This window comes from Bacteroides stercorirosoris, from assembly GCF_900142015.1.
Taxonomy (GTDB): Bacteria; Bacteroidota; Bacteroidia; order Bacteroidales; family Bacteroidaceae; genus Bacteroides; species Bacteroides stercorirosoris.
Genome location: NZ_FQZN01000008.1, coordinates 1 through 24820, shown reverse-complemented (window position 1 = coordinate 24820; position 24820 = coordinate 1). Strand labels below are relative to the sequence as shown.

At 44.1% G+C, this 24820-nt stretch carries 20 protein-coding genes and 1 pseudogene; 12 read left to right on the top strand and 9 right to left on the bottom strand.

Going from position 1 to position 24820, the window contains the following annotated elements; translation table 11 throughout:
* Positions 1-8: 8 nt before the first annotated feature.
* Positions 9-2906 carry a glycosyl hydrolase 115 family protein gene (locus tag BUC01_RS07605; RefSeq protein WP_025831455.1) on the top strand — a complete coding sequence of 966 codons (2898 nt, stop codon included), beginning with the start codon at positions 9-11 and terminating at the stop codon, positions 2904-2906.
* Positions 2907-3231: 325 nt separating this feature from the next.
* On the opposite strand, the gene BUC01_RS07600 is transcribed toward BUC01_RS07605, so the two are convergent.
* Entirely contained in the window at positions 3232-6552 is a 3321-nt protein-coding gene (locus BUC01_RS07600) for a beta-galactosidase (protein ID WP_073313236.1), read from the bottom strand.
* Positions 6553-6726: 174 nt separating this feature from the next.
* Between BUC01_RS07600 and BUC01_RS07595 the strand changes: the two genes are divergently transcribed.
* Positions 6727-7344 (top strand): NanQ anomerase/TabA/YiaL family protein, encoded by a 618-nt coding sequence (locus tag BUC01_RS07595; RefSeq protein ID WP_025831456.1) that lies wholly within the window; start codon positions 6727-6729, stop codon positions 7342-7344.
* A 323-nt stretch (positions 7345-7667) separates the two neighbouring features.
* Here the strand turns inward: BUC01_RS07595 and BUC01_RS07590 are convergent, their stop codons facing one another.
* Entirely contained in the window at positions 7668-8468 is an 801-nt protein-coding gene (locus tag BUC01_RS07590) for a gamma-glutamyl-gamma-aminobutyrate hydrolase family protein (RefSeq protein WP_025831457.1), read from the bottom strand.
* 194 nt (positions 8469-8662) lie between these two features.
* On the opposite strand from BUC01_RS07590, the gene BUC01_RS07585 reads away from it, so the two are divergent.
* The 3 genes from BUC01_RS07585 to rprY all read left to right on the top strand — a co-directional run bounded on the left by BUC01_RS07585 (position 8663) and on the right by rprY (position 13333).
* Positions 8663-10819 (top strand): elongation factor G, encoded by a 2157-nt coding sequence (locus BUC01_RS07585; RefSeq protein WP_025831458.1) that lies wholly within the window; start codon positions 8663-8665, stop codon positions 10817-10819.
* Positions 10820-11094: 275 nt separating this feature from the next.
* Positions 11095-12627, top strand: coding sequence for a sensor histidine kinase (locus tag BUC01_RS07580; protein ID WP_073313234.1), 1533 nt, complete (start codon positions 11095-11097; stop codon positions 12625-12627).
* A gap of 4 nt (positions 12628-12631) precedes the next feature.
* The gene (rprY, locus tag BUC01_RS07575; RefSeq protein ID WP_009130608.1) at positions 12632-13333 is read left to right on the top strand and encodes a response regulator transcription factor RprY; all 702 of its coding nucleotides are present in this window, start codon (positions 12632-12634) and stop codon (positions 13331-13333) included.
* A gap of 160 nt (positions 13334-13493) precedes the next feature.
* Here the strand turns inward: rprY and BUC01_RS25430 are convergent, their stop codons facing one another.
* Together BUC01_RS25430 and BUC01_RS07570 are read right to left on the bottom strand one after the other, a co-directional pair.
* Positions 13494-13670: a hypothetical protein gene (locus tag BUC01_RS25430; RefSeq protein WP_175560869.1), complete on the bottom strand. Its 177-nt coding sequence runs from the start codon at positions 13668-13670 to the stop codon at positions 13494-13496.
* A 190-nt stretch (positions 13671-13860) separates the two neighbouring features.
* Positions 13861-14307, bottom strand: coding sequence for a MarR family winged helix-turn-helix transcriptional regulator (locus BUC01_RS07570; protein WP_073313231.1), 447 nt, complete (start codon positions 14305-14307; stop codon positions 13861-13863).
* Positions 14308-14466: 159 nt separating this feature from the next.
* Between BUC01_RS07570 and rpsF the strand changes: the two genes are divergently transcribed.
* Genes rpsF through rplI form a run of 3 tightly spaced genes read left to right on the top strand, consistent with a single transcriptional unit; the run spans position 14467 to position 15551 of the window.
* Positions 14467-14811, top strand: coding sequence for a 30S ribosomal protein S6 (gene rpsF / locus BUC01_RS07565; RefSeq protein WP_004288441.1), 345 nt, complete (start codon positions 14467-14469; stop codon positions 14809-14811).
* A gap of 2 nt (positions 14812-14813) precedes the next feature.
* Entirely contained in the window at positions 14814-15086 is a 273-nt protein-coding gene (gene rpsR / locus BUC01_RS07560; RefSeq protein ID WP_004288442.1) for a 30S ribosomal protein S18, read from the top strand.
* Positions 15087-15101: 15 nt separating this feature from the next.
* Positions 15102-15551, top strand: coding sequence for a 50S ribosomal protein L9 (gene rplI / locus BUC01_RS07555; protein WP_009130611.1), 450 nt, complete (start codon positions 15102-15104; stop codon positions 15549-15551).
* Positions 15552-15788: 237 nt separating this feature from the next.
* Here the strand turns inward: rplI and BUC01_RS07550 are convergent, their stop codons facing one another.
* From BUC01_RS07550 to BUC01_RS07535, 4 genes are all read right to left on the bottom strand, one after another.
* The gene (locus tag BUC01_RS07550; protein WP_025831459.1) at positions 15789-16499 is read right to left on the bottom strand and encodes a hypothetical protein; all 711 of its coding nucleotides are present in this window, start codon (positions 16497-16499) and stop codon (positions 15789-15791) included.
* 20 nt (positions 16500-16519) lie between these two features.
* Entirely contained in the window at positions 16520-17257 is a 738-nt protein-coding gene (locus BUC01_RS07545) for a BRO1 domain-containing protein (protein ID WP_025831460.1), read from the bottom strand.
* 167 nt (positions 17258-17424) lie between these two features.
* Positions 17425-17637, bottom strand: a complete 213-nt coding sequence (locus BUC01_RS07540; protein ID WP_025831461.1) for a PG1828 family lipoprotein — start codon at positions 17635-17637, stop codon at positions 17425-17427.
* Between the two features lie 159 nt (positions 17638-17796).
* Complete coding sequence (locus BUC01_RS07535; protein ID WP_025831462.1) at positions 17797-19470, bottom strand: long-chain fatty acid--CoA ligase; 1674 nt, start codon at positions 19468-19470, stop codon at positions 17797-17799.
* 85 nt (positions 19471-19555) lie between these two features.
* Here BUC01_RS07535 and mtaB point away from each other — a divergent pair, with 85 nt between their 5' ends.
* From mtaB to BUC01_RS07515, 4 genes are all read left to right on the top strand, one after another.
* Positions 19556-20875 (top strand): tRNA (N(6)-L-threonylcarbamoyladenosine(37)-C(2))-methylthiotransferase MtaB, encoded by a 1320-nt coding sequence (gene mtaB / locus BUC01_RS07530; protein WP_025831463.1) that lies wholly within the window; start codon positions 19556-19558, stop codon positions 20873-20875.
* A 15-nt stretch (positions 20876-20890) separates the two neighbouring features.
* Positions 20891-21790 (top strand): lysophospholipid acyltransferase family protein, encoded by a 900-nt coding sequence (locus BUC01_RS07525; RefSeq protein WP_025831464.1) that lies wholly within the window; start codon positions 20891-20893, stop codon positions 21788-21790.
* Positions 21783-22799 carry a glycosyltransferase family 2 protein gene (locus tag BUC01_RS07520; RefSeq protein ID WP_073313228.1) on the top strand — a complete coding sequence of 339 codons (1017 nt, stop codon included), beginning with the start codon at positions 21783-21785 and terminating at the stop codon, positions 22797-22799. Before BUC01_RS07525 ends, BUC01_RS07520 begins: the two co-directional genes overlap by 8 nt.
* Positions 22800-23515: 716 nt before the next feature.
* Positions 23516-24037 carry a methylglyoxal synthase gene (locus tag BUC01_RS07515; RefSeq protein WP_073313225.1) on the top strand — a complete coding sequence of 174 codons (522 nt, stop codon included), beginning with the start codon at positions 23516-23518 and terminating at the stop codon, positions 24035-24037.
* Positions 24038-24682: 645 nt separating this feature from the next.
* On the opposite strand, the pseudogene BUC01_RS07510 reads toward BUC01_RS07515, so the two are convergent.
* A pseudogene (locus BUC01_RS07510) lies at positions 24683-24820 on the bottom strand (DDE transposase); the annotation flags it as partial.

Here is a 24820-nt window from a genome sequence, read left to right as displayed (position 1 = left end):
ATGTTATGATGAGATTTTGGTTTGTATTCATGTCTATGTTTCTTCCGGTAATATGCTGGGGACAGATTATTGTTAAAGAAACCGGAGGCATGACGGCCTTTCCGTTAGTGTCTTCCCATAAGACAGTGATTTATTATGATGCCGGAGATTATGGTGTAGTAGAAAAAACAGCTTGTCTTCTGGCTGAAGATATAAAGCGGGTGACTGATAAGAAGGTGTCTGTTTCTTCGAAAAAGGTTTCTTCGGAGTATGCTGTTGTTGTGGGAACAGTGGGACATAATACTTTCATTGACCGGTTGGTGGCAGAGGGACAATTAGATGTGTCTGCTATTCGTGGTGGTTGGGAACAGTTTGTTGTTAAAACGATAGATGATCCTGCCAAAGGACTGAAAAAAGTGCTTGTCATTGCCGGATGCGACAGGCGTGGCACAGCCTATGGCGTATTCACACTGTCAGAGGCTATAGGAGTGTCTCCTTTGTACTGGTGGGCCGATGTGCCAACAAAAAGAAAGTCTCAATTATATATTGAGAACATAAACTATGTTTCTCAGGCCCCGTCTGTTCAGTACAGGGGTATCTTTATTAATGATGAAGGTTGGGGAATAACTCCGTGGGCCGGAAAAACGTTTGATAAAGAACTGGGCGACATCGGACCGAAAACTTATGCTAAGGTGTGTGAACTGATTCTGCGGATGAAAGGTAATATGCTGGCACCTGCGATGCATCCTTCTTCGGGTGCTTTCAATAAATATCCTGAAAACAAATTAGTTGCTGATAGTTATGGAATTATAATGAGTTCTTCTCATTGCGAACCGTTACTCTTTAATAATGTGACGGAGTGGGATAAAAAAACAATGGGAGAATGGAATTATATAACTAACAAAGGAGGAATCAATAAGATACTCGACCGACGGGTTTCCGAGAATGCCCCCTATGAGAACATTTATACGATTGCTATGCGTGGTATTCATGACGCCGGACTCGTAGGTGTTCCCAAAGATAAAGAAGTCAGCTTGGTAGAGGAGGTCATTGCTGACCAAAGAGGTATTTTGAAGCAACATGTAGATTCTCCTCTTGACTCTATCCCTCAGATTTTTGTTCCCTATAAAGAAGTGCTTGATATCTATGAAAGAGGGTTGAGGCTTCCGGAAGACATTATGTTGGTTTGGCCGGATGATAATTTCGGTTATATCAAACGATTGAATAATAAGGAAGAAAGAAACCGTAAAGGCGGATCGGGCGTATATTATCATATTTCATATTTGGGCGAGCCGCATGACTATTTATGGTTGAATACAACTCCTCCGGCATTGATGTTCGAAGAAATGCGCAAGGCTTATGATACCGGAGCAAAACGCTATTGGTTACTGAATGTGGGAGACATCAAACCGGGTGAATTGGGTATGAAAACATTTCTGGATATGGCCTGGGACATTGATAAATTCAATTTTGATAATATAAACAATCATCAGGTGGACTTTCTGGCTTCCGTATTTGGTGAAAAGTATAGGGAAGATATTGACGATATAATGAACAGTTATTATCATTTAGGTTTCCAGCACAAACCGGAGGCAATGGGATGGGGATATGAATGGAATAATGAACATGCTCAGGAAAGAATGACGGATACAGACTTTTCTTTTGCAAATTATAATGAAGCAGAAGACAGAATGCAAGAGTACGACCGTATTTCTGATAAGAGCGAAAAGATATGGAACACGTTGCCGGAATCTTATAAGGCTGCTTTTTATGAGCTGGTTTTCTATCCTGTGAAGGGAGCGGCGCTTATGAACAAGAAAATGCTGACTGCGCAGCAGAACAGATGGTACGCGCGTCAAGGACGTGCGGCAACCAACTATTTGGCTGATAGAACAAAGGCTTATCATGATAGTATCGATTATTATACCGGTAAGTATAACTCCCTGCTTAATGGTAAATGGAACCATATGATGGCTCTGGCACCCGGATGGACTGCTACTTATCAGAAGATGCCACCGGTAACGACCATCGATGTACCGCAGAAAGCAGAAATGCGTGTTTTTCTTCCGGGACAGGACTCTCCTTTGGGAAAGATTACATTGAATGTCCTTCCTTGCGTAAATCCTTATACCCGGAAAGAATCTTTTATTGAATTGTATAATATAGGAGAACAAGCATTTACGTGGAATGCTAAAATTTCGGATTCGTGGATCAAACTCAGCAGGCAGAGTGGAACCACTCTTCTGCAAGAACGGATTATTGTATCTGTTGACTGGTCGAAAGTTCCGGTAGGAGAAAGGGTAACGGGTGAAATTGATATTATATCCGGCAGCAATCAGGAAAAGATTTATTTGCCTGTTTTCAATCCTGCTTATCCTACAGCCGGCGAGTTGAAAGGATGGTATGTGGAGGATAATGGTTGTGTATCTATCAATCCGGGAAAATTTCATAGAAAAGTGGAGAATGAAGATATAAAAATGAAAGTAATAGAGGGATTGGGATATGAGAACCAGTGTATACAACTGGGAGAGGCTACAAAACCTGTTCAGAATCCACGTCGTTCCAGACAGGCTGCCAAAGTGGAATATGATTTTTATACTTTTAATGCCGGTTCAGTAACGGTTTATACGTATGCATTACCTGTTTTTCCGGTGAATTCGGAACGTGGCACTTGCTTCGGCATAATGATAGATGATGGCTTATTGAAATATGCCTCGAATAATGCAAAAGAATATTCAGGCGAATGGCGGGAAAATGTGTATCGCAACAGCACGATAAATGCTGTAACCTTAAATATAGATAAACCGGGCAGACATACTTTGAAGTTGATATGCTCTGATCCGGGTATGATTATTCAAAAGGTTGTGATAGATATGGGAGGAATGAAGCGCTCTTATCTCGGACCTGAAATAACAATAGTGGAATGATTGGTTTGGTATAAAACCAATTTTTACCGGGTCTTCCCTTTATTTTGACCGAATTATCACCTTTTATGAAACAATTGTGCTACCTGGAATTCATTTTTTCACCGTACATTTGCAATGTCGGTTACGAAGAGTAAAAGACAGGTTGAATCTTGATAAGGTAGGATTAGTTTGAGATATAATAGAATTGTTTTACAAAGGATTGGCTAAGTTTAGGTTATGGGTTAACGAAGGGTAGTTAATAGTTTTAGGAGTTTTCAATAGGTATAAAGAATAAGCGGTTATCATCATAAGGATGATAACCGCTTTTCGGTTTATATGAATCAGGTTAGAATTTGAAATTCTGCGGCTTCACGTATATCTTGAAGTCCTTGATGCCGCCCGGAACTTCGCTTTCCATCCGGGGCAGGCATTGGAATCCTGTCAGCGTGTGGGTGGCGCCCAGGTCGATGACAATACTATGTGGATAGGGGCTGCCTTCCGTAGTGCTCCAATAGGTAGACTCCTGCAGGTCGAAAGTCTTGTCGGCAGAGCGGTTCACGTGCGATACGTCTTCGCTGTCGGCATAACTCACCGTCCAGGGCTCGCGTGACAAGCGGTCGCCGTTCTTATCCAGAAAGTACATTTCGGCAATGCAGGCCAGGTCTTTGCCATCCTGTGAATTTAATGCTTCCAGGCAGACATAGCGTCCGGTGACAGGTTTGTCGAACTTAACTTCCTGCCAGCCGTTACCCGGCTTGAAACTTCCCGTGAAGGCTGGTTTCTCACCGGACAAATCCAGGTTTTCGCCTTCGTTGCGGTGTGTCAAAGGCTTCTGTATGAGAAGCTGGTCGAGAAGCGGTTCGCTCAGGCCTTCCGATTTGGCTTCTTTAGGACCTACGATGTCGAATACTACTATTTCATTCTCACCTTTCTTCAACCAGCAACCCGGTACATAGAGCGTCTGTTGGGGACCGATTTCCCAGATACGTCCCAAAGCGTAACCGTTCACATAGACCAGACCTTTGCCCCAAGTCTCGAAGTTCAGGAACGTATCACTTGGTTTCTTCACCTGGAACTTAGCACGGTATACACCCGGAATGCGTTGTCCCAAATTGTCCGTCAGCGACTGTATGGGTTGGAACTTCATACCTTGGTAGAATTTGTAAGTATCTTCAATGTTGTATACTTCCCAGTTTTTCAAGTCGCAGGAGAAGGGGTAGCCGTTGATGTCCATAGACAGTTCCACGTTTTTCGTGATACCTTTGAAGTCCTTGATGGCGCGTCCGAAGTTGATGCGTCCCATGGCTTCTACGAGGATGTCGAGTTGCGCACCTTTCGGGCAGGCGGGCAGTACGAGTTGTTTCTCGCCGTTTCTCCGGTCGAGTTTGCCGATATACTTTCCATCCACGAATATCTGTGCATAGTCGTGTGCATCGTTCACCGTGAGAGTGGCGCCCGCTTTCAGTTCGGGCAGGGCGGTGCGGTAGAGGATGCTGCCGAAACCCTGGTTGTATTCTTCCATCGTGCGGATATTCTCATCCTTTTTGACGGCAGGCAGATTGTCGAACAACGGAGCCATTTCTGTGAACTGGAAGGCAGGGATGCTGATGGGTTTGATTAAGGCAGGCACTTTAGCCTGTTTCTCGCCATCCATATATTTGGCCATGGCCTCTCTCAACTTCCAGTACTTGGGAGTGGTCTGGCCGGATTCGCTGATGGGCGCGTCGTAATCGTAGGAAGTCACGTCGGGAGCAAAGCCCGGAGAGTTGGCGCCTGCCCAGTGTCCCCAGTTTGTTCCTCCGTGGGTCATATAAAGGCTGAATGAAATGCCTCTCGAAAGCATATCGTCGATACCTTTAATCATGTCTTCGGCAGGACGGGTTTCGTGGTTGGCTCCCCATTTGTCGAACCAGCCGCTCCAGAACTCGGAACACATCAAGGGACTGTTCGGACGGAGTTCTTTCAGTTTGGCAAATTGCTGGTCCACATTGGCACCCGTACCGAAGTTCATGGTCCAGATTAAGTCGTCCAGTCCGTTCAGGGTGAAGTTGGAAGCCCAGTCGCATTGGAAGAGGGCGATGTCATTGCCGAAGTGGGTGCGTACGATGTCTCTGATTTGGGAAACATATCCTTTGTCTGCACCGTAAGAACCGTATTCGTTTTCTACCTGTACCATGATGATGGGGCCGCCATTGGCGATAGTCAGGTCTTTCACTTGCTTGGCTACGGCTTCTTCGAAGAGGGCTACGCGTTCAATGAAGTAAGGATCTGATTCGCGCAGGCGGACATCCTTTTTCTTAAGCAGCCACCACGGCAGACCGCCCATTTCCCACTCGGCACAAACATACGGGCCGGGACGCAGGATGACATACATGTCGTTCTGCTGGCACAGACGGCAGAATTCTGCCAGGTCGTTCTGTCCGGTGAAGTCGTAGACTCCGGGTTGCTGCTCGTGGGAGTTCCAGAAGACGTAGAGGCAGACAGTGTTCATGCCCAGTGCCTTGCAAAGTTTGATACGTTGATCCCAATAGGGTTTCGGAATGCGCGGATAGTGCAACTCGGCGGCCTTTACCACAAACGGTTTGCCGTTCAGCAGGAAGGTGCCTTTGCCGGCTTCAAAGCGGCCTTGGTCTTCAAAACTGTCGAAACTCCACTTGTCACGCCAGGGGATGGTAATCTTATCGCCTTCGAAGGAGAAGGGGAGCCATACGTAACGCGAGTTTTCCAAGTCCTTTTTGTTCCAGCGGTCGAATAGGGCGATATACATATCTTTCTTACCCATTACTTTCTGCACATAAGTGCTTTGGGCATAGAAAGTCTTGTCGGCATCCGTGCCTGTGCAGGGGTTACCTATTGTTTTCCATTCGCCCATGATGGAGTCCGCTACGGCCAGTTCCGCCTGATTCGGGTCCCATCCGGTGCAGCCGGAAGAAAGCATGTAGTATTTCCCGTTGCGCTTGAATACGGCGGGGGCTTCACGGCTCTCTTTGATGAAATTGCGGGTATACCGTCCGGTAGGTCTCTGATAGTCGTCCGTCAACTCGCTGATGTACAGGGTGGCGTTGTTTTCGGAAGAATAGAAATGGTAGGCGCGGCCGTCGTCATCCACGAAAACGGTTTGATCGCGGCTCATCGCATTGTTGGGGCGGAAGCTGCCCAGGTAGGTGAACTCTCCGGTGGGGGAGTCGCTGATGGCTACTCCGGCGCAGGCTTTGCTATAGTCGGCACTTTCAACGTGTGCCCACATCACAAACTTCTTTGTTTTGGGGTTGTAAATCACTTTGGGACGTTCCAGTACTTTGCTGGTGTGCAGGTCGTGCCCCTGGTCATCCTTCACTGCGGGGAGGACGATGCCTTCGAACTTCCAGTTTAGCAGGTCTTTTGAAGAGTAGCAACTTACGCCGGTCACGTCTGTGCGATAACACTCCCAGGTCGCCCAATCGGGCAGGATGGTTTTGCCTTTCTTGTACTCGCCATACCAGTAGTAGGTTCCTTCATGGTAGAGGATGCCACCGCCATGTGCGTTGATGGGATTACCATCGGTGTCGTTCCACACTTCACCCGGTATGATGGCATTGTTGGCCGTTGCTCGGTTTTGCGCTTGTGCCGTGAAGGCTCCCAGCAAGCAGGCAATCACTAATGTCATACTCCAAAAAATGTTTCTCATGATTTGAATGGTTTTTATAGTTGTTTTCTAAAATATTTCTGTTGCAAAGATAGGAATGCTCTCCAACTTTAACCTACAAAAATAATTCATTATAGGAGGTCATTTGTGTCAAACTAATACGATTAATTATTTCTATCTTTGTAGTCATTAAACGAAATTATAGTAATCTTTAACATGAAACACATTCAATGGTTGTTGGCAACTGCTTGTATGCTTGCGGTTTGCCTGTCTGTCTCTGCTCAAAGTAGCAAAAAAGTTAAGAATCTCTCTCCGGAGAAATGGGTGAAATCAAAGGTTTGGAACGAAGGTTTGAAAGCGAAGCCCCATTCTTCTACAAATCTTGCGGAATTCAAGGCGCAATACGAAGCGAATCCGGAACAATGGAAGGCGGCTTTTCGCTGGTTGGCGTCGCACGACCTGACTGCTATCGAGAAGGGAAAGCATCCGATAGAAGGAACATCACTTGTGGTTTCTGTTGAAGATAGCAAGAATGAACCGTTAGAGAAGAGAGGTTCCGAGTCTCACCGGAAGCATATCGACTTGCAATACGTGGTGAAGGGTACGGAACGTTTTGCATTGCTGGATCATGAGTCTTCAAAGGTTAATTGCGAGTATAGTGAGAAAAAGGATGTGATTCATTATGATTATGATCTCTCGAAAACAACTTTTATCGATTCCGTTCCCGGTGAGTTTTTCCTGTTCTTTCCGTCCGACTGGCATATTGCGAAGATAGCTACGGATAAGGAAGATCAGAATATAAGGGTGATCGTGATTAAGTTGGATTACATATGATTCGCGCGCGTACCTAATCTATTATAGCAGCTCCATTTTATGAAAATAAGCCTATTGATAAGAGGAAGGGTGTAGTCGCAAGATTACGCCCTTTCTTGTGATTAGGAGAGGGTATACTTTAGCTTTGTCAGGCCCTTATTTGTTTCATTTAGTTTCTTCTAATTGAAACAAAAGTGCCTTGCCTGTGAAACAAGATTTTCTTCCCATTGAAACTACAGTTTCTTGCCTAAGAAACAAGAGTGCCTTAACTGAGAAACAAAAATGTCTTAACTGGGAGACAAAAGTGCCTTACCTGTGCCTTTCGGAATGAGTAGGCACAGGGTTTATTTACCTCTTCGAGATGCGGCCGCTTTGTCAATCAGAAAGTGGAAGAACCTGGCAGATATGCTGTCGCCTGCCATTGTTAATGCTTCCGGATGGAACTGTACTCCCCAAATGGGCTTTCCGTTGATATTTTCAATGGCTTCGGGAATACTGTCCGCGGCCCATGCCGTAATCCGGAAACCGGGTGCTGCCTGTTTCACAGCTTGGTGGTGATGTGTGTTAGTGAAAAGCTCTGTTTGCCCCGTAATCTGAGCTATTGCGGAGCCTTGCAGGAGATGGACTGTGTGGGTGGGCACACTGCTTGGCTCTTCCTGATTATGCCGTACCGTAGTGTCCGGGTGTTGTGCCGGTATGTCCTGATAGAGTGTTCCGCCGAATGCCACATTTATCAATTGCTCGCCCCTACAGATGCCTAACATCGGTATATTGCGCTGTGCTGCAAGACGAATCAGGGCGATGTCGTAAACATCGCGCAGCGAATCAACCTCCCCCAGTTGCTCGATAGGTTCTTCATTATAATAAGAAGGGTGAATGTCAGCCCCTCCTATTAATATAATTGCATCCAGTCGGCTGACGATATCTGTCAAAACCGTACTGTCCGTTGTGACAGGGATGAGCATCGGGGTGCCACCGGCTTGTATCACAGATTCGGTGTAAGTCGTTCGTGCACTCGAATAGTCATTGGGGTGGGAGCAGGAAATGCCGATCAATGGCCGTTGCCTGTGCGAGGCGCCATTGGATTGGCATCCGCTGAACAATAGAAGAATCAATAGCGTGGTGGCGGATAGCAGTGCTTTCATTGTAAGTTTAAAGATTAGTGATTTACGCTGTAAAGTTAAGAAAATCTTTCTGTTAGTAGTGATGTGTTACATAACATAGTTTAGTAACACCGTCGATTTATTGCTTTTCTTTTGATAAATTCATAATTTGCGCCTCACTAAAATTAAGGGTATGCGAAGGCATACTGATTTATTCATTTTAAATCTTATATATCATGAAAGTATATCAGACGAATGAAATTAAGAACATTGCCCTGCTTGGCAATGACGGCTCGGGTAAAACCACTCTCACAGAAGCGCTGCTCTATGAGAGTGGTATTATAAAACGTCGCGGCAGAATTACTGCCAAGAATACAGTCAGCGATTACTTCCCGGTGGAGCAAGAATATGGCTATTCTGTGTTTTCCACCGTTTTCCATGTGGAGTGGAACGGTAAGAAACTGAATATCATAGACTGCCCGGGTAGTGATGACTTTGTTGGAGCCGCCATGACAGCGTTGAATGTTACTGATACTGCGATACTGCTTCTGAATGGACAATATGGTCCGGAAGTAGGTACCCAAAACCATTTCCGTTATACAGAGAAACTGGGCAAACCGGTAATCTTCCTGGTGAACCAGCTTGACCATGAAAAGTGTGATTATGATATGGTGTTGGAGCAGTTGAAGTCAGCTTATGGTTCGAAGGTAGTGCCCGTGCAATATCCGTTGGCTACCGGACCGAACTTCAATTCGTTGATTGATGTACTTCTGATGAAAAAATATTCGTGGGGACCCGAAGGTGGTGCGCCCACTATCGAAGACGTTCCCGCAGAGGAAATGGAAAAAGCAACCGAACTGCATAAAGCACTGGTGGAAGCTGCTGCCGAACATGACGAAAGTCTGATGGAGAAATTCTTTGAACAGGAATCATTGTCGGAAGATGAAATGCGCGAAGGTATCCGCAAAGGTTTGGCTTCACGTGGCATGTTCCCCGTATTCTGCGTGTGCGCAGGTAAAGATATGGGTGTGCGCCGTCTGATGGAATTCCTGGGCAATGTGGTTCCGTTTGTGGACGAAATGCCTCCGGTGCATAACACCCGCGGTGAAGTTGTGAAGCCGGATCCGAATGGTCCTACTTCTCTTTACTTCTTTAAGACGGCTGTCGAACCACACATCGGTGACGTGCAGTACTTCAAGGTAATGAGCGGTAAGGTGCATGAAGGCGAGGACTTTACGAATGCTGATCGTGGTTCGAAAGAACGTATCGCCCAGATATATGCTTGTGCGGGTGCCAACCGTATCAAAGTGGAAGAAATGGTGGCCGGTGATATCGGCTGTACCGTGAAGTTGAAAGACGTGCATACCGGCAATACGCTGAATGGCAAGGGGACTGAAAATCGCTTCAACTTTATAAAATATCCGAACTCCAAGTATTCTCGTGCCATCAAGCCCGTAAATGAGTCTGATACGGAGAAGATGATGGCGATTCTTAACCGTATGCGTGAGGAAGATCCGACTTGGGTGATAGAACAGTCTAAGGAATTGCGCCAGACTATCGTTCATGGACAAGGTGAATTCCACCTGCGTACGTTGAAATGGCGTCTGGAAAACAATGAGAAATTGCAAATCAAGTTTGAGGAGCCGAGAATTCCATATCGCGAAACGATTACGAAAGCGTCTCGCGCGGATTATCGTCATAAGAAACAGTCGGGTGGTGCAGGCCAGTTTGGTGAAGTACATCTGATTGTTGAGCCCTATTACGAAGGTATGCCCGTGCCCGATACTTATAAATTCGGTGGTCAGGAATTTAAGATTAACGTGAAAGGTACCGAAGAAATCCCATTGGAATGGGGCGGTAAGCTGGTATTCATTAATAGTATCGTAGGTGGTTCTATTGATGCACGCTTTATGCCTGCTATCCTGAAGGGTATCATGTCACGTATGGAACAAGGACCGTTGACCGGTTCGTATGCCCGTGACGTGCGTGTGATTGTGTATGACGGTAAGATGCACCCGGTAGATTCCAATGAAATCTCTTTCATGCTGGCAGGACGTAATGCGTTCAGTGAAGCATTCAAGAATGCAGGTCCGAAGATTCTTGAACCTATCTATGACGTGGAAGTATTTGTTCCGTCTGATAGAATGGGTGATGTGATGGGTGACTTGCAGGGACGCCGTGCCATGATTATGGGTATGAGCAGTGAAGCCGGTTATGAAAAACTGAGTGCTAAAGTACCTTTGAAAGAAATGTCATCCTACTCTACAGCATTGAGCTCTTTGACAGGAGGACGTGCTTCATTTATCATGAAGTTTGCCAGCTATGAGCTTGTTCCAAGTGACGTACAAGACAAGCTCGTTAAGGAGTTTGAAGCTAAGCAAGCCGAAGAATAAAAGACTTCACTTCGTCTGTTTTTATAATTTGTTAAAGCCGTTACTCCCTCAGAACGAGGGGTAATGGCTTTTTTATTAACACTGATTAAGAACATACGGAAATGTGAATGTGAATGATTAATTTTTTATTAAATTTGCAAACCAAAAACACTTCTATTTGTTATAATGCTCGTAATGCAACTTAAAAAATGCCTTTCGGTTAATTTACGAGAACTCGCGGTTAAATCAGGTTAATTTGTTAGGAGTGTTAATTAGGGAGTGTTAATTTTGTGACTATGAAAAAGTCAACTATATGGATATTAGGCGTCGTTATGGGGCTATCTTTCCTCAGTCTGTTGTATCTGCAAATCAGCTACATAGAAGAGATGGTAAAGATGCGTAACGAGCAATTTGATGAAGGCGTCAAGCGCGGACTGATGGCTGCTTCCAAAGAAGTGGAGTCCGAGGAAGTTGCCCGTTGGTTGAAGGAGGACATCTCTGAAGCGGAAAAGAGAGCTTGGGAACAAGGCAAGTCCGTGGTGCAGATTGAACAATTTACAGCGACATCGCCGGATGGTTCCAAGTATCCGGTGATGGAACTGCGGACGATAACCAGTACTCAGACAGAGTTGCCACGCGCTATGATTTCGCGTAAGCATGGTGCCAAAACGATACCTCAGACAGCCCGTTCGATGGCGGATTTGGTCAGGAACCGTTATTTATACCAACGTGCCTTGCTGGATGAAGTAGCCTTGCAAATGGTGTATAAGGCAAGCAACAGGCCGGTTGAAGAACGTGTCAATTTCAAGAATCTGGACCAGAACTTAAAGTCGGGCCTGGTAGATAACGGTATCGATCTGAAGTATCACTTTAAGGTGATAGATCGTGACGGACGTGAGGTGTACCGTTGTTCGGATTATGTTGATGAAGGAAGTGAGAACTCTTATTCTCAGCCTTTGTTTCTGAACGATCCGCCTGCCCGTATGAGCATGGTGAAGATACACTTCCCGGGTAAAAGGGATTATATTTTCGATTCGGTCAGTTTTATGATACCGTCGATGATATTCACCTTTGTGCTGTTGATAACATTTATATTCACGATTTACATCGTGTTCCGCCAAAAGAAACTGACGGAAATGAAGAATGACTTTATCAACAACATGACACACGAGTTCAAGACACCGATATCGACAATCTCGCTGGCTGCGCAGATGTTGAAAGACCCCGCAGTGGGTAAGTCACCTGCCATGTTCCAGCATATATCGACGGTGATTAATGATGAAACGAAGCGGTTGAGGTTTCAGGTGGAGAAGGTGCTCCAGATGTCGATGTTCGACAAGCAGCGGGCTACCTTGAAGATGAAGGAACTGGATGCCAACGAACTGATTACGGGAGTTATCAACACATTTGCCTTGAAGGTGGAGCGTTATAACGGTAATATAGAGTCGGAACTGAACGCAACAGACCCGATTGTCTTTGCAGATGAAATGCATCTTACGAATGTGATTTTTAATCTGATGGATAATGCGGTGAAGTATAAGAGACCGGATGAGGATCTGGAATTGAAAGTGAAGACCTGGAACGAACCGGGCAAGCTGATGATTTCTATCCAGGATAACGGTATAGGTATTAAAAAAGAGAATTTAAAAAAGATATTTGAAAAGTTCTATCGCGTGCATACAGGTAATCTGCACGACGTGAAAGGCTTCGGACTGGGGCTTTCCTATGTGAAGAAAATCATTACGGATCACAAGGGAACCATTCGGGCAGAGAGCGAACTGAACGTTGGAACTAAATTTATTATTGCATTACCTTTACTTAAAAATTAATGATATGGACGAGAAACTGCGTATTTTATTGTGCGAAGATGATGAAAATCTTGGCATGCTTTTAAGAGAATATTTACAGGCGAAAGGTTATTCCGCCGAGTTATATCCCGATGGTGAAGCTGGATACAAAGCTTTTCTGAAGAATAAATATGACTTGTGTGTATTTGACGTGATGATGCCGAAGAAAGACGGTTTCACATTGGCTCAGGAGGTGCGTGCGGCAAATGCCGAAATACCTATCATCTTCCTGACTGCAAAGACACTGAAAGAAGATATTCTGGAAGGCTTTAAGATTGGTGCGGATGATTATATCACCAAGCCGTTCAGTATGGAAGAGCTGACCTTCAGAATTGAAGCTATCCTGAGACGCGTGCGTGGAAAGAAGAACAAAGAAAGCAATATCTATAAGATTGGTATGTTCACTTTCGATACACAGAAACAGATTCTTTCGACTCCTGACAAGCAGACGAAGCTGACTACCAAAGAGTCGGAACTGTTGGGACTGCTTTGCGCCCACGCCAACGAAATCCTGCAACGTGACTTTGCGCTGAAGACTATCTGGATTGATGATAACTACTTCAATGCCCGTAGCATGGATGTGTATATCACAAAATTGCGTAAGCATCTGAAAGAAGATCCTTCTATTGAAATCATCAATATTCACGGAAAGGGGTATAAACTGATTACACCGGAACCGGAATCTTAAGGAAATTGAGAGTTGACAAGGTATTTAGTTGACGAGGGGACAAGGATTTGTAAGACTATCCCTCCTTGTTTCTTGTAAACTGAATCCCTTGTCAACCGAAAAAGAATAAAAAAGGCGGTTGCTAAAATAGCAACCGCCTTTTTTATTCTTTTTTCCGATATCAGTCAGCCAATCTCTTATTGATGACAATGTATGAAATCAACCCCAATACCATAAGAACAGCTGATGTTCCCAAAATGGTGTTGTTGTTTACATTACCGGTAAAGGAACATGCAACCAAGATTACAGCTCCTACCAGGACTAATATCAAGCCCAGATTTTTTAATAAACCTTTCATGTGTGTGTATTTTAATAGATTATTATATTCTTGTCACAAAGAAAAGCATAATTCTTTAACAAGCGAAATTATTTTTGCAAAAAAACCATATTTTAATGAAGAATGAAGAATGAAGGATGAAAAATAAGGCTGAATATCACATCTTTTGCCTGAATCTCTTCATTCTCCATTCCTTATTCTTCATTTATTTTTAGTCTTTCGTATTGAAAAATATCTTTCTCAATACTTCCTGGCTAATTCTCAGCTCTTCTACTGTGATGCCATGCAACGCCTCCTTCAAGGTCTGGTTGGCAATGACCCGTGCACGCTCTTCCAATTCTTTCCCGTCTTTGGTGAGATGGATGAGGTTGGTGCGTCGGTCTTTCTTGTCAGAGATGCGGACAACCAGATGCTGGCGTTCCATATTGTCGATGAGGCGCGTCATGCTGGGTTTGTCTTTAAAAGTTGCATTGCACAACTCTTGTTGTGTCACTCCGTCTTTTTCCCACAAAAAGATGAGTACAGTCCACTGTTCCGGAGTAATCTCCAAACCGTTCTGGCGGAAGTTACGGGACAGTTTTCGGTTGATGGCGGCGGAAACTTTACCATTCAGTATGGCGAAAATCAGCCGGATGTCAAAGTTAAATTGCTCTATCATGAAATTATTGTTTAAACAACTTTGCAAAGTTAAGTCACTTCTGTGATAAATCCTATCTTCGGACACAAAAAAACATTAAATGTTTGTGGAACAAAATAAAATTCCTACCTTTGCACCGCAAATTTTTAAACGAATTATTAATTCATTAATTAAACAAGTATGAATCAATACGAAACCGTTTTCATTTTAACTCCCGTTTTGTCTGATGTTCAGATGAAGGAAGCGGTAGAAAAATTCAAAGGCATCCTTACTGCTGAAGGTGCTGAGATTGTAAATGAAGAGAACTGGGGACTGAAAAAACTGGCTTATCCTATCCAGAAGAAGTCAACAGGTTTCTATCAGCTGATTGAGTTCAATGCAGAACCGACTGTAATTGAGAAGTTAGAGCTTAACTTCCGTCGTGATGAGCGCGTTATCCGTTTCTTGACTTTCAAGCAAGACAAGTACGCTGCTGAATACGCTGCGAAGAGAAGAAGTGTTAAATCAACTAAAAAGGAGGATTAATCATGGCACAACAAGTTCAATCAGAAATCAGATATTTAACTCCGCCGTCAGTGGACGTTAAGAAGAAAAAATACTGCCGTTTCAAAAAGAGTGGTATTAAGTACATCGACTATAAGGATCCCGAATTCTTGAAGAAATTCTTGAATGAGCAAGGTAAAATCCTTCCGCGTCGCATCACCGGTACTTCTTTGAAGTTCCAACGTCGTGTAGCTCAAGCTGTGAAGAGAGCCCGTCACTTGGCTTTATTGCCCTATGTAACTGACATGATGAAATAATAGGAGGAGGAAAGTATGGAAATTATATTGAAAGAAGACATTGTAAACTTGGGTTATAAGAACGACATCGTAACCGTTAAGTCTGGTTATGGTCGTAACTACCTCATCCCGACAGGTAAAGCTGTGATTGCTTCTCCCTCGGCAAAGAAAATGTTGGCTGAAGATTTGAAGCAACGTGCTCACAAGCTGGAGAAAATCAAGAAAGATGCTGAAGCATTGGCTGCTAAACTGGAAGGTGTATCTTTGAAGATCGCTACTAAGGTTAGCTCAACCGGTACTATCTTCGGTTCTGTTGGTAACATCCAGATTGCAGAAGCGCTGGCTAAGTTAGGTCATGAAGTTGACCGTAAGATCATCGTTGTAAAAGACGCTGTGAAAGAAGTTGGCGAGTACAAAGCTATCGTTAAGCTGCACAAGGAAGTTTCTGTAGAAATTCCTTTCGAAGTAGTTGCTGAAGAAGCATAATTGAATACTTCATATAGAAAAAGCCCGGTTTCCGAAAAGGAGGCCGGGCTTTTTTATTTTTGATAAGCATTTACCGGATGTGATAAGTATGTTAACTTAGTAATGCTTAAAAAGTAACTTGGTACATATAAATGAGTATTTGTCTCAATACTAAATTATTTTTCTCCTATTGGGAAAGGAATCTCCTACTGGAAAAAATAGAATGCCCATTATGCCACTTTGTTTTTTTAACGTCACCTAATACTCCTTGTCTATTCTTTTGATGGTTTCGTCAATTAATTCCAGGTGATGGTTGTACGTAAGCCGCGGATCATCATGTATATAGGAGATTTGCCGTATGGCAGCAAGGCCTTCCGGAAGGTTAAAAACAAAATTCCAGGTTTCCCTCAGCGTCGTCTTATCTTTATTAGAGAATTCCTGAAAATCTTGTCGATCGGTAAGTTTGGCTGTCATATTTTCTTTTGTTTTGGAAAAGCCTTCATAAAACTTATGTGAATTTTTAATAACGGCATACGCCTGAATGATTTGAACAACAAGCTCTTTGCTTTCAATATTTTGCATTAGAGAAGATGCACTGAGCATTTCCATAGCGTCGGTAAGAGGAAGAAAGTCTCTTGATTGGAAAAGAAAATAGTTGTAATAGTTTAGAGAATCTGAGGATGTCTCATTTATTCTGTCCTTATATTGAAGTAGATAGCGTGCTCCTTGTTTGTTGAATATCTCTAACTCCCTCATATCCTCTATTATTTCTTTGTTGATGAGCAATTCGCTTTTCACCAATTGTAAAGCTTGTGTAACCTCTTTCTTTTTATTGTGTTCTTGGATCATATCACTGCCTATGAAAGTGATAATGATGCCTAACACTACTGCTGTAAAATTGCAGATAAAATCTCCTAACCGTCTGGTTGTGGTAGGGGATGTGATAATCTCTTTTAATTTCTTTTTCATTTGTTCTTTCAGCTGTTGGTTTATTCGCATTCTTTTTCGATAGCTTCGATTGTTTTATCGATTTCTTCTACACAGGCGAAATAAATTCGTGCTTTTTGTATATTGGGGATTGCTTGAAGGAGTTGTAAACCTTCCGGTAGGATAAATAGAAGATGAAGTTGTTGCCCTAAGTCTTTTACGATATCTTCGGTTTTTTCTCTTAGCCTCGTCAGGTTGTATGCATAAGACTTTACTTTGGGATTATCATTGAAGTCGTTTTGCACATGATCTTTTATATTACTATATGTTTCAAAAGATGTTTCAGCGGCTTTGATGGCTCCGTATGCTTTGATTATTTGCAGGGCAAGTTCTTTGTTCTGAATTTTTTGAATAAGTGCAGAAGCTTTGAGCATTTCTATGGCATCATTGGTGAATGTGAATTTGCTCCATTGAAAAAGAAGAGGGAAATATTTATTAATGGAATCCTTAGGTATTCCACTTGCATTGTCTTTATTCTCAAAAAGATAATTTGCGGCACGTTGTTCCAAAGCTACTCTGTTTCCCATAGCTTCTATTTCTTCCCTATTCAGAAGAAGCTCACTTTTCACCAGTTGCAGTGATTTCTTTATTTCCTTTTGGGTGTTGCGTTCTGTAATCCAGTCGCTTCCGGCAAAGGTGAGAATAATGCCTAATACTACTGCAATGAAATTGCGGAAGAAGTCACCCAACTTATACTCTGTCGCTAAGTACTTTAATTTGTTTGACGGTTTTATTTTCATAAGGTTGTTATTTAATGTTGCAAGCAAAGATAAGAATAATTTAAAATAAATAAGAATATGGATGTAGGAAAGATTGTAGGGCTAAGGAAACAAAAGGGCATAAAAAAAAGTCTGTCCGTACTTTTGTACGTCAGACTTTCAATTCTCTCAGTGTTGTTGTACTGAAATTATTCAGCTACAACTGCTGCGCTATCTACTGCTACAGTATCAGCTGCTGCGGCTGCCTCAGCTGCTGCGGCTGCTGCTTCTTCTACTGCTGCGATTGAATCAGCGATGCGGATTGAATCTGCTGTTGCTTTTTCAGCGTCAGCTTGTTTGTTACCACAAGATGCGAAGGATACTGCTACGATAGCTACGGCCATCAAAACTAATTTTTTCATTTTCTTTGCTTTTTAAAAACGTAATACAATCAATTGCTTTATTAAAACGATGCAAAGGTATGTACTTTTTCAATATGTTGTTCTCCAAATACCAACTTTTTTTATGTTTTTTTTGGAGCTCAGCCCTTTTTGCCTCCTCTTTGTATGTTTTATAACATACTAATCTTCTGCAATACTGTTATATAGATATCGCTTGATGCTCCTTTTTGGAGTCTTTTCAAACTCTGTCGGATAGAGTTGAATCTGGCTTACTTTCTCGTAACTGGCTACGCTGCTATTCAGATTCTTCAGGTTCTCATCCATGATGGTTTTAAGGTTTTCCGGTTGGTTCAGTCCGAGTGAATCCAGAGCCTCGTAATCGGCATAGACCAGAGCAACCAGCTTTTTATTGCGTTCGATAACAAGGCTTTCCAGCACGAACGGCAGGTTGTTGAGACGCGCTTCTATTTCTTCGGGGAAGATGTTCTGTCCGCTGGAACTCAATATCATAGTCTTACTGCGGCCACGAATATAGAGGTTATTGTTATTATCCAGTTTTCCCAGGTCGCCGGTACGCAGCCAACCATCTTCGGTGAAAACTTCTTTGGTAGCTTCGGGATTTTTGTAATAGCCTGCCATTACGTTCTCCCCCCGTACCTGGATTTCGCCGATTTCAGATTCGGGGTTCTCCTTATAGATACGTGCTTCCATAATATCGAGTACGCGGCCGGAAGAAGTCGGGATAAATTCGTTCCAGGGGGCATAGCTGATGAGTGGTGCGCACTCCGTCATGCCGTAACCGATGGTGAACGGGAATTTGATACGATGGAAGAACTCTTCCACTTCCGGATTCATGGCGGCACCGCCGATGATGACTTCTTTGAAACGTCCGCCCAAAGCATCTATCAGTTTCTTGCGGATTTGTCCGTAGATTTGTCCGTCGAGCAGAGGGATGCTGAGTGCCCATTTCATGGTTTTTTTGTTGATGATGGGCTGGATGACATTTTTATAGATTTTCTCGATAACGAGCGGTACGGTGATTATCAGGTTAGGCTTCACCTCTTCAAAGGCTTTCATCAGAATCTTGGGCGAAGGAACTTTGCCCAGAAGGGTGACGTGCGTGCCCACAGCGGTGGCTGTAAGGAAGTCGAAAGCACAGCCGTAAGCGTGAGCCAATGGCAGGAAGGAGAGGACTTTATCTCCTTTTCTCAGCAACTCGGTACGGATGCCGAAGGTGACGTTTCCTGCAAGATTGTTTCCCGTCAGCATGACACCTTTGCTGAAACCGGTGGTGCCCGAAGTATAGTTCAGCAACATCACTTTGTCATTAGAAAGTGTAGTATATTCCACATTTTCCTGTCGGAAACCTTTTGGATAGGTTTCGTGCATTTCTTCATCCAGATGTTTGAGGAAACGATTGATTGTTTCTCCGTCGCGCTGGTGCAGACAACGGAAGTCGGAAAGTGAGAATACGGCACGTAATCCGGCAAGGCGTTCTTCCTCCAGGTGTTCCCAGATGGAATCACTGGTGAAGAGAAACACAGATTCGGAATGATTAACGATATGGTGTACGTCGTTCGGATTGAAATCTTGCAGGATCGGGACTATGATGGCACCGTACGTGATAGTGGCCATGTATGCGATGCACCAGCGGGCATTGTTCTTGCCTATGACGGCGATTTTATCGCCCCGGCGCAGGCTGCAATGTTTGAACAACAAGTGCAATTTAGCTATTTCTTGCGCCACTTGTCCGTAGGTATAACTCTCGTCTTCACCGTAATCGGTGTAGCAGGGAAGGTCCCAATTCTCACGGAAACTCTGCTCGTAGAGTTTGATAAAGTTCTCTTGTATCATTGCACGAAAATTGATGAATTGTGCAAAAGTAGGAAAAATCTAAGAATTATATGTAACTTTGTGGCAGAAATGTGTTTAGATAGATATGATTGATACCACTATATTTCAAGATAAGACAGCGGTTTACTATACGTTGGGGTGCAAACTGAACTTCTCAGAAACCTCCACTATCGGTAAGATTTTGCGGGAAGCGGGCGTGCGTACGGCACGTAAAGGAGAGAAAGCGGACATCTGTGTAGTGAATACCTGTTCGGTGACGGAAGTGGCGGACAAGAAATGCCGCCAGGCCATTCACCGCCTGGTGAAGCAGCATCCGGGCGCTTTTGTAGTTGTGACCGGCTGTTATGCCCAGTTGAAACCCGATGCTGTGGCAAAGATAGAAGGAGTAGACGTTGTGCTCGGTGCAGAGCAGAAGAAGGACTTGCTGCAATATCTGGGCGATTTGCAGAAACGTGAATCCGGTGAAGCGTATACTTCGGCGCTGAAAGATATTCATTCGTTTGCCCCGTCCTGTTCGCGTGGCGACCGTACCCGTTACTTTCTGAAGGTGCAGGACGGTTGCGATTATTTCTGTTCCTATTGCACCATTCCTTTCGCCCGCGGGCGGAGCCGTAACGGAACAGTGGCTTCTATGGTGGAGCAGGCACGCCGGGCGGCAGCCGATGGCGGCAAAGAGATAGTGCTGACAGGTGTCAATATCGGCGATTTCGGAAAGAGTACCGGAGAGACTTTCTTCGACCTGGTGAAAGCGCTGGATGCCGTGGAAGGTATTGAACGCTACCGTATCTCTTCCATAGAGCCGAACTTGCTGACCGATGAAATCATCGAATTCGTTTCACATTCCCGCAGCTTTATGCCTCATTTTCATATTCCGTTGCAATCCGGCAGCGATGAGGTGTTGAAGCTGATGCGTCGCCGCTATGATACGGAGCTTTTCGCTTCCAAGGTGCGGAGGGTGAAGGAGGTGATGCCCGATGCCTTTATCGGTGTAGATGTGATTGTGGGCACGCGTGGCGAAACGGATGAGTACTTTGAACAGGCTTACGAGTTTATCCGGGGCTTGGATGTGACTCAGCTCCATGTGTTCAGTTATTCCGAGCGTCCGGGCACACAGGCATTGAAGATAGAGCATGTGGTGACTCCCGAAGAAAAGCATCGTCGCAGTCAGCGTCTCCTGGAACTTTCGGATGAAAAGACGCGTGCATTCTATGCCCGTCATATCGGACAGACCATGCCTGTATTGCTGGAACGTCCCAAACCGGGTGCGCCTATGCATGGTTTTACGGCCAATTATATTCGGGTGGAAGTTCCTCACCATGATGCGTTGGATAATCAGGTGGTATCTGTCCGCTTGGGAGATTTCAATGAGGACGGGACAGCTTTGCAGGGAGCCCTCCTATTATAATAAGGTATAAGAAGTATGAAATCGAGACTTATCTATTGGTTGACTTATGCGAGCATGTGGCTTCTGGCTCTGCTCCCTTTCCGGGCACTCTATGTGCTGTCCGACGGACTTTGTTTTCTGATGCGCCATGTGGTGCACTATCGCCGCAGGGTAGTCCGAAGGAATCTGAAGAACTCTTTTCCTGAGAAATCCCAAGCCGAGCTGCGCGAGATTGAACGTGAATTCTATCACTATATCTGCGATTATATGCTGGAGGAAATCAAGATGATGCGTATGTCATTCGAAGACCTTTCCCGGCGTATGGAGTATGGAAATACGGAAGAGTATCTTGCCATGCTTGAGAAACATGGAGGTATTGTTGTGCTCATCCCGCACTATGCCAACTTTGAGTGGCTGACGGGCATGGGGGCTTTTATGAACCCTGAGGATGTTCCAATGCAGGTCTATAAACCTTTGAGAAATAAATATCTGGATGAGATGTTCAAGCTTATCCGTGCCCGCCACGGTGGTTACAACGTGCCGAAGCATTCCACCGCCCGCGAGGTCATCAAGCTGCGTCGCGACGGTAAGCGGGTGGTGATAGGGCTGATTACCGACCAATCCCCCAACCGCAGTGAAGCTCACCATTGGACCACCTTTCTGAATCAGGACACCGTGTTTATGGATGGAGGTGAGCGCATTGCCAAGATGATGAACTATCCCGTTTTCTATTGTGAACTGGAAAAACAGGGTAGGGGATACTGCAAAGCATACTTCGACCTATTGACCGAAAACCCGAAACAGACTGCTGACGGAGAAATAACCGAACTTTTCGTCCGCCGCCTGGAACAAACCATTCTGCGTGAACCTGCTTACTGGTTCTGGTCGCATAAACGCTGGAAGCTGACACGCGAAAATGTGAAACAACATGGATAAGATAGCGGTCGTTATATTGAACTGGAATGGATGCGACATGCTCCGTTCCTTTCTTCCTTCCGTAGTGAGCCTTTCCGAGGCGGACGGCGCAGTGGTGTACGTGGCGGATAATGGTTCTACGGATGTGTCTGTGGAGATGCTTCGTCGTGAGTTCCCTTCCGTGCGTTTGATCTTACTGAAAGAGAATCACGGTTTTGCTGATGGTTATAACCTGGCTCTGCAAGAGGTGGAAGCCGAATATGCGGTACTTCTTAACTCAGATGTGGAAGTAACCGGGCACTGGCTACGGCTGCTGGCTGATTATATGGATGCACATCCCGAAGCGGCAGCTTGTCAACCTAAGATTCTCAGTTGGCGGCAAAAGGAGATGTTTGAGTATGCCGGGGCAGCGGGTGGCTTTCTCGACCGCTACGGTTATCCGTTTTGCCGTGGCCGGATTATGGACGTGGTGGAAGAGGATAGGGGACAGTATGATAGCATTGTTCCTGTGTTCTGGGCTACGGGGGCGGCGTTGTTTATCCGCTTGAAAGACTATCGCGAAGCCGGCGGACTGGACGGGCGTTTCTTTGCCCATATGGAAGAGATTGATTTGTGTTGGCGGCTTCGTGCACGCGGCAGGCAGATTGTATGTGTGCCGCAAAGTGTGGTTTATCACGTGGGCGGTGCCACACTGAAAAAGGAGAATCCCCGTAAGACTTTCCTCAATTTCCGTAATAATCTTGTCATGCTTTACAAGAACCTGCCGTCGGAAGATTTGGTTCCGGTGATGCGTATCCGTGCTTTTCTCGACTATGTGGCAGCCGCCGTTTTTCTGTTTAAGTTTCAGTTTTCCAACGCATGGGCCGTGCTTCGTGCCCGGCGCGAATATCGTTCATTGCGTCCTTCTTTCGCTCCGGCCCGTGAAGAGAACTTACGAAAAGTTTCCCGGTCCGCGATACCGGAGCGAACTAAAAGCAGTATTCTGGTGCAGCGCTACTTTCATGGGAAGAAGCACTTCTCGCAATTGTGATTTTCATTGCTGCTTTCGTTTTGACACTTTGCATATTATGCATACTGAGAATGCGATGTTTCCGTCCAACGGTAGGAATGAACGAAAAGAAACAAACGAAAATCTGCATCTTGTTAATTGATAGTGTAATACATAAATACATACAACTCTAATAATAGAAAAACAGATGGTGTGTTTACTGAATATAGATGGTCTGTTTCCCATCTATAGACTGTTTGTTTACCATATATAGATGGTTTGTCTCCCATATATAGATCTTTCGCGTCACATCTATAGTTCTGACACGTCCCATCTATAGTTCCTGCGCGTCACATCTATAGTTCTGCCAGCTAATAACTATTGTTATTTGCATAAGTATAGCATATGCTGCCTGTTTTATACAGACTTCCTGCATTTATATTCAATGAATTATGCAACGGGATTCTATTTCGGGTGCTTTTTAAAAAGATACTGTTAGCATAAAGCTTATTTCAGTAGCTTTTTGTTTGAAATGAACTGTAAAACTTGACTTTTGTAGACTATCGCGTACAATAGGCGCTGAAGCAACTGCGGATAGCGTTCGAGGACTATTTGCCACTATTTTTAGTGCTCTGCTCCGGTGGCTCCATTTAAAATATATTTCTCTGAAATTAGGTAGATATCAGTAATCTGAGTATTTTTACGCTGTAATAATGAAAGTTGTTATCTGTTCCTAATTGTTTAAACGGTATTAGCTTATGGAAAAATTAGTTAGAAAGATTGGATTGGTGGCGCACGACGCCATGAAGAAAGACCTCATCGAGTGGGTGCTTTGGAACTCGGAATTGCTGATGGGGCACAAGTTTTATTGTACAGGTACTACGGGGACACTCATCCTCGAAGCTCTCAAAGAAAAACATCCCGACGTAAAGTGGGATTTCACTATTTTGAAATCCGGTCCTTTGGGGGGTGACCAGCAGATGGGTTCCCGCATTGTGGATGGTGAGATTGATTATCTTTTCTTCTTTACCGATCCCATGACACTTCAACCCCATGATACAGATGTAAAGGCGCTGACCCGCCTTGCCGGAGTGGAAAATATCGTTTTCTGCTGCAACCGCAGTACGGCCGACCATATTATTTCAAGTCCGCTGTTCGTTGATCCGACGTATGAGCGGACAGTGCCGGATTATACTGGCTACACCAAGCGATTCGCTAATAAACCGGTGGTTGCCGAGGCGGTGGAGTCTGCAAAGAAGCGGAAGAAAAAGAAAGGATAAAGGAGAAGACAAGTTCTCCGATGGGAGTAAAAAGAGGAGAGAAGGACTTCATATTGGAAAGTTCTTCCCTTTCTTTTTATGTGACACTTTGGGATAATTGTAACAGAAATAAGGATGACTTTTTGTTGCTATACTACATTTATATGCTCCTTTCTTTGTCTTTCTTCAATAAAACCATTAAATCTGCATGATGAGTTTATTATTAAAACGCTTGTAATCCAATGAAAAGAGAAGCTATCAGCGAGATGTACGAATGGAAAGGGAGGGAGGATAGAAAACCGTTTATCCTCCGGGGTGCTCGTCAGGTGGGTAAATGTACAAAATAATAGGTTCAAATCCTAAAATATCATGACTTTTAAGAAGTAAAATCTGTAAAACATGATATATTGGGATTTTGGATTGGGGGTATTTACAATATATAGGGATATTCAGTAAATGTCCCTCTTTCTAATAAATTAAGAGAACAGTTTTACTTTACGTGAGCTTTTCTCTTAATTTTTTTCTGTAAAGTCTCAAGTTTTCTATCTTTTTTATAGAATATTATTTACATATTCTTATTTTTTCTTCCCAACGGTACATTATGTATATGCCTTTTTAGGGGAAGTTAAAAACCTCTCCTGTTTTCCTCTTATTATTTTAGTCTGATTATGCAGCCGTTCTTTTTCTCTTTTCGACCTTTTCTATCATACATACCGCATTGGCCGTATGTATTCCAAAGAAAATCCAAAGCATTTCCGTTTTCCTGTTTCTAGCTTTTATTCTGGCCAGTGAGTAATGTTGTTT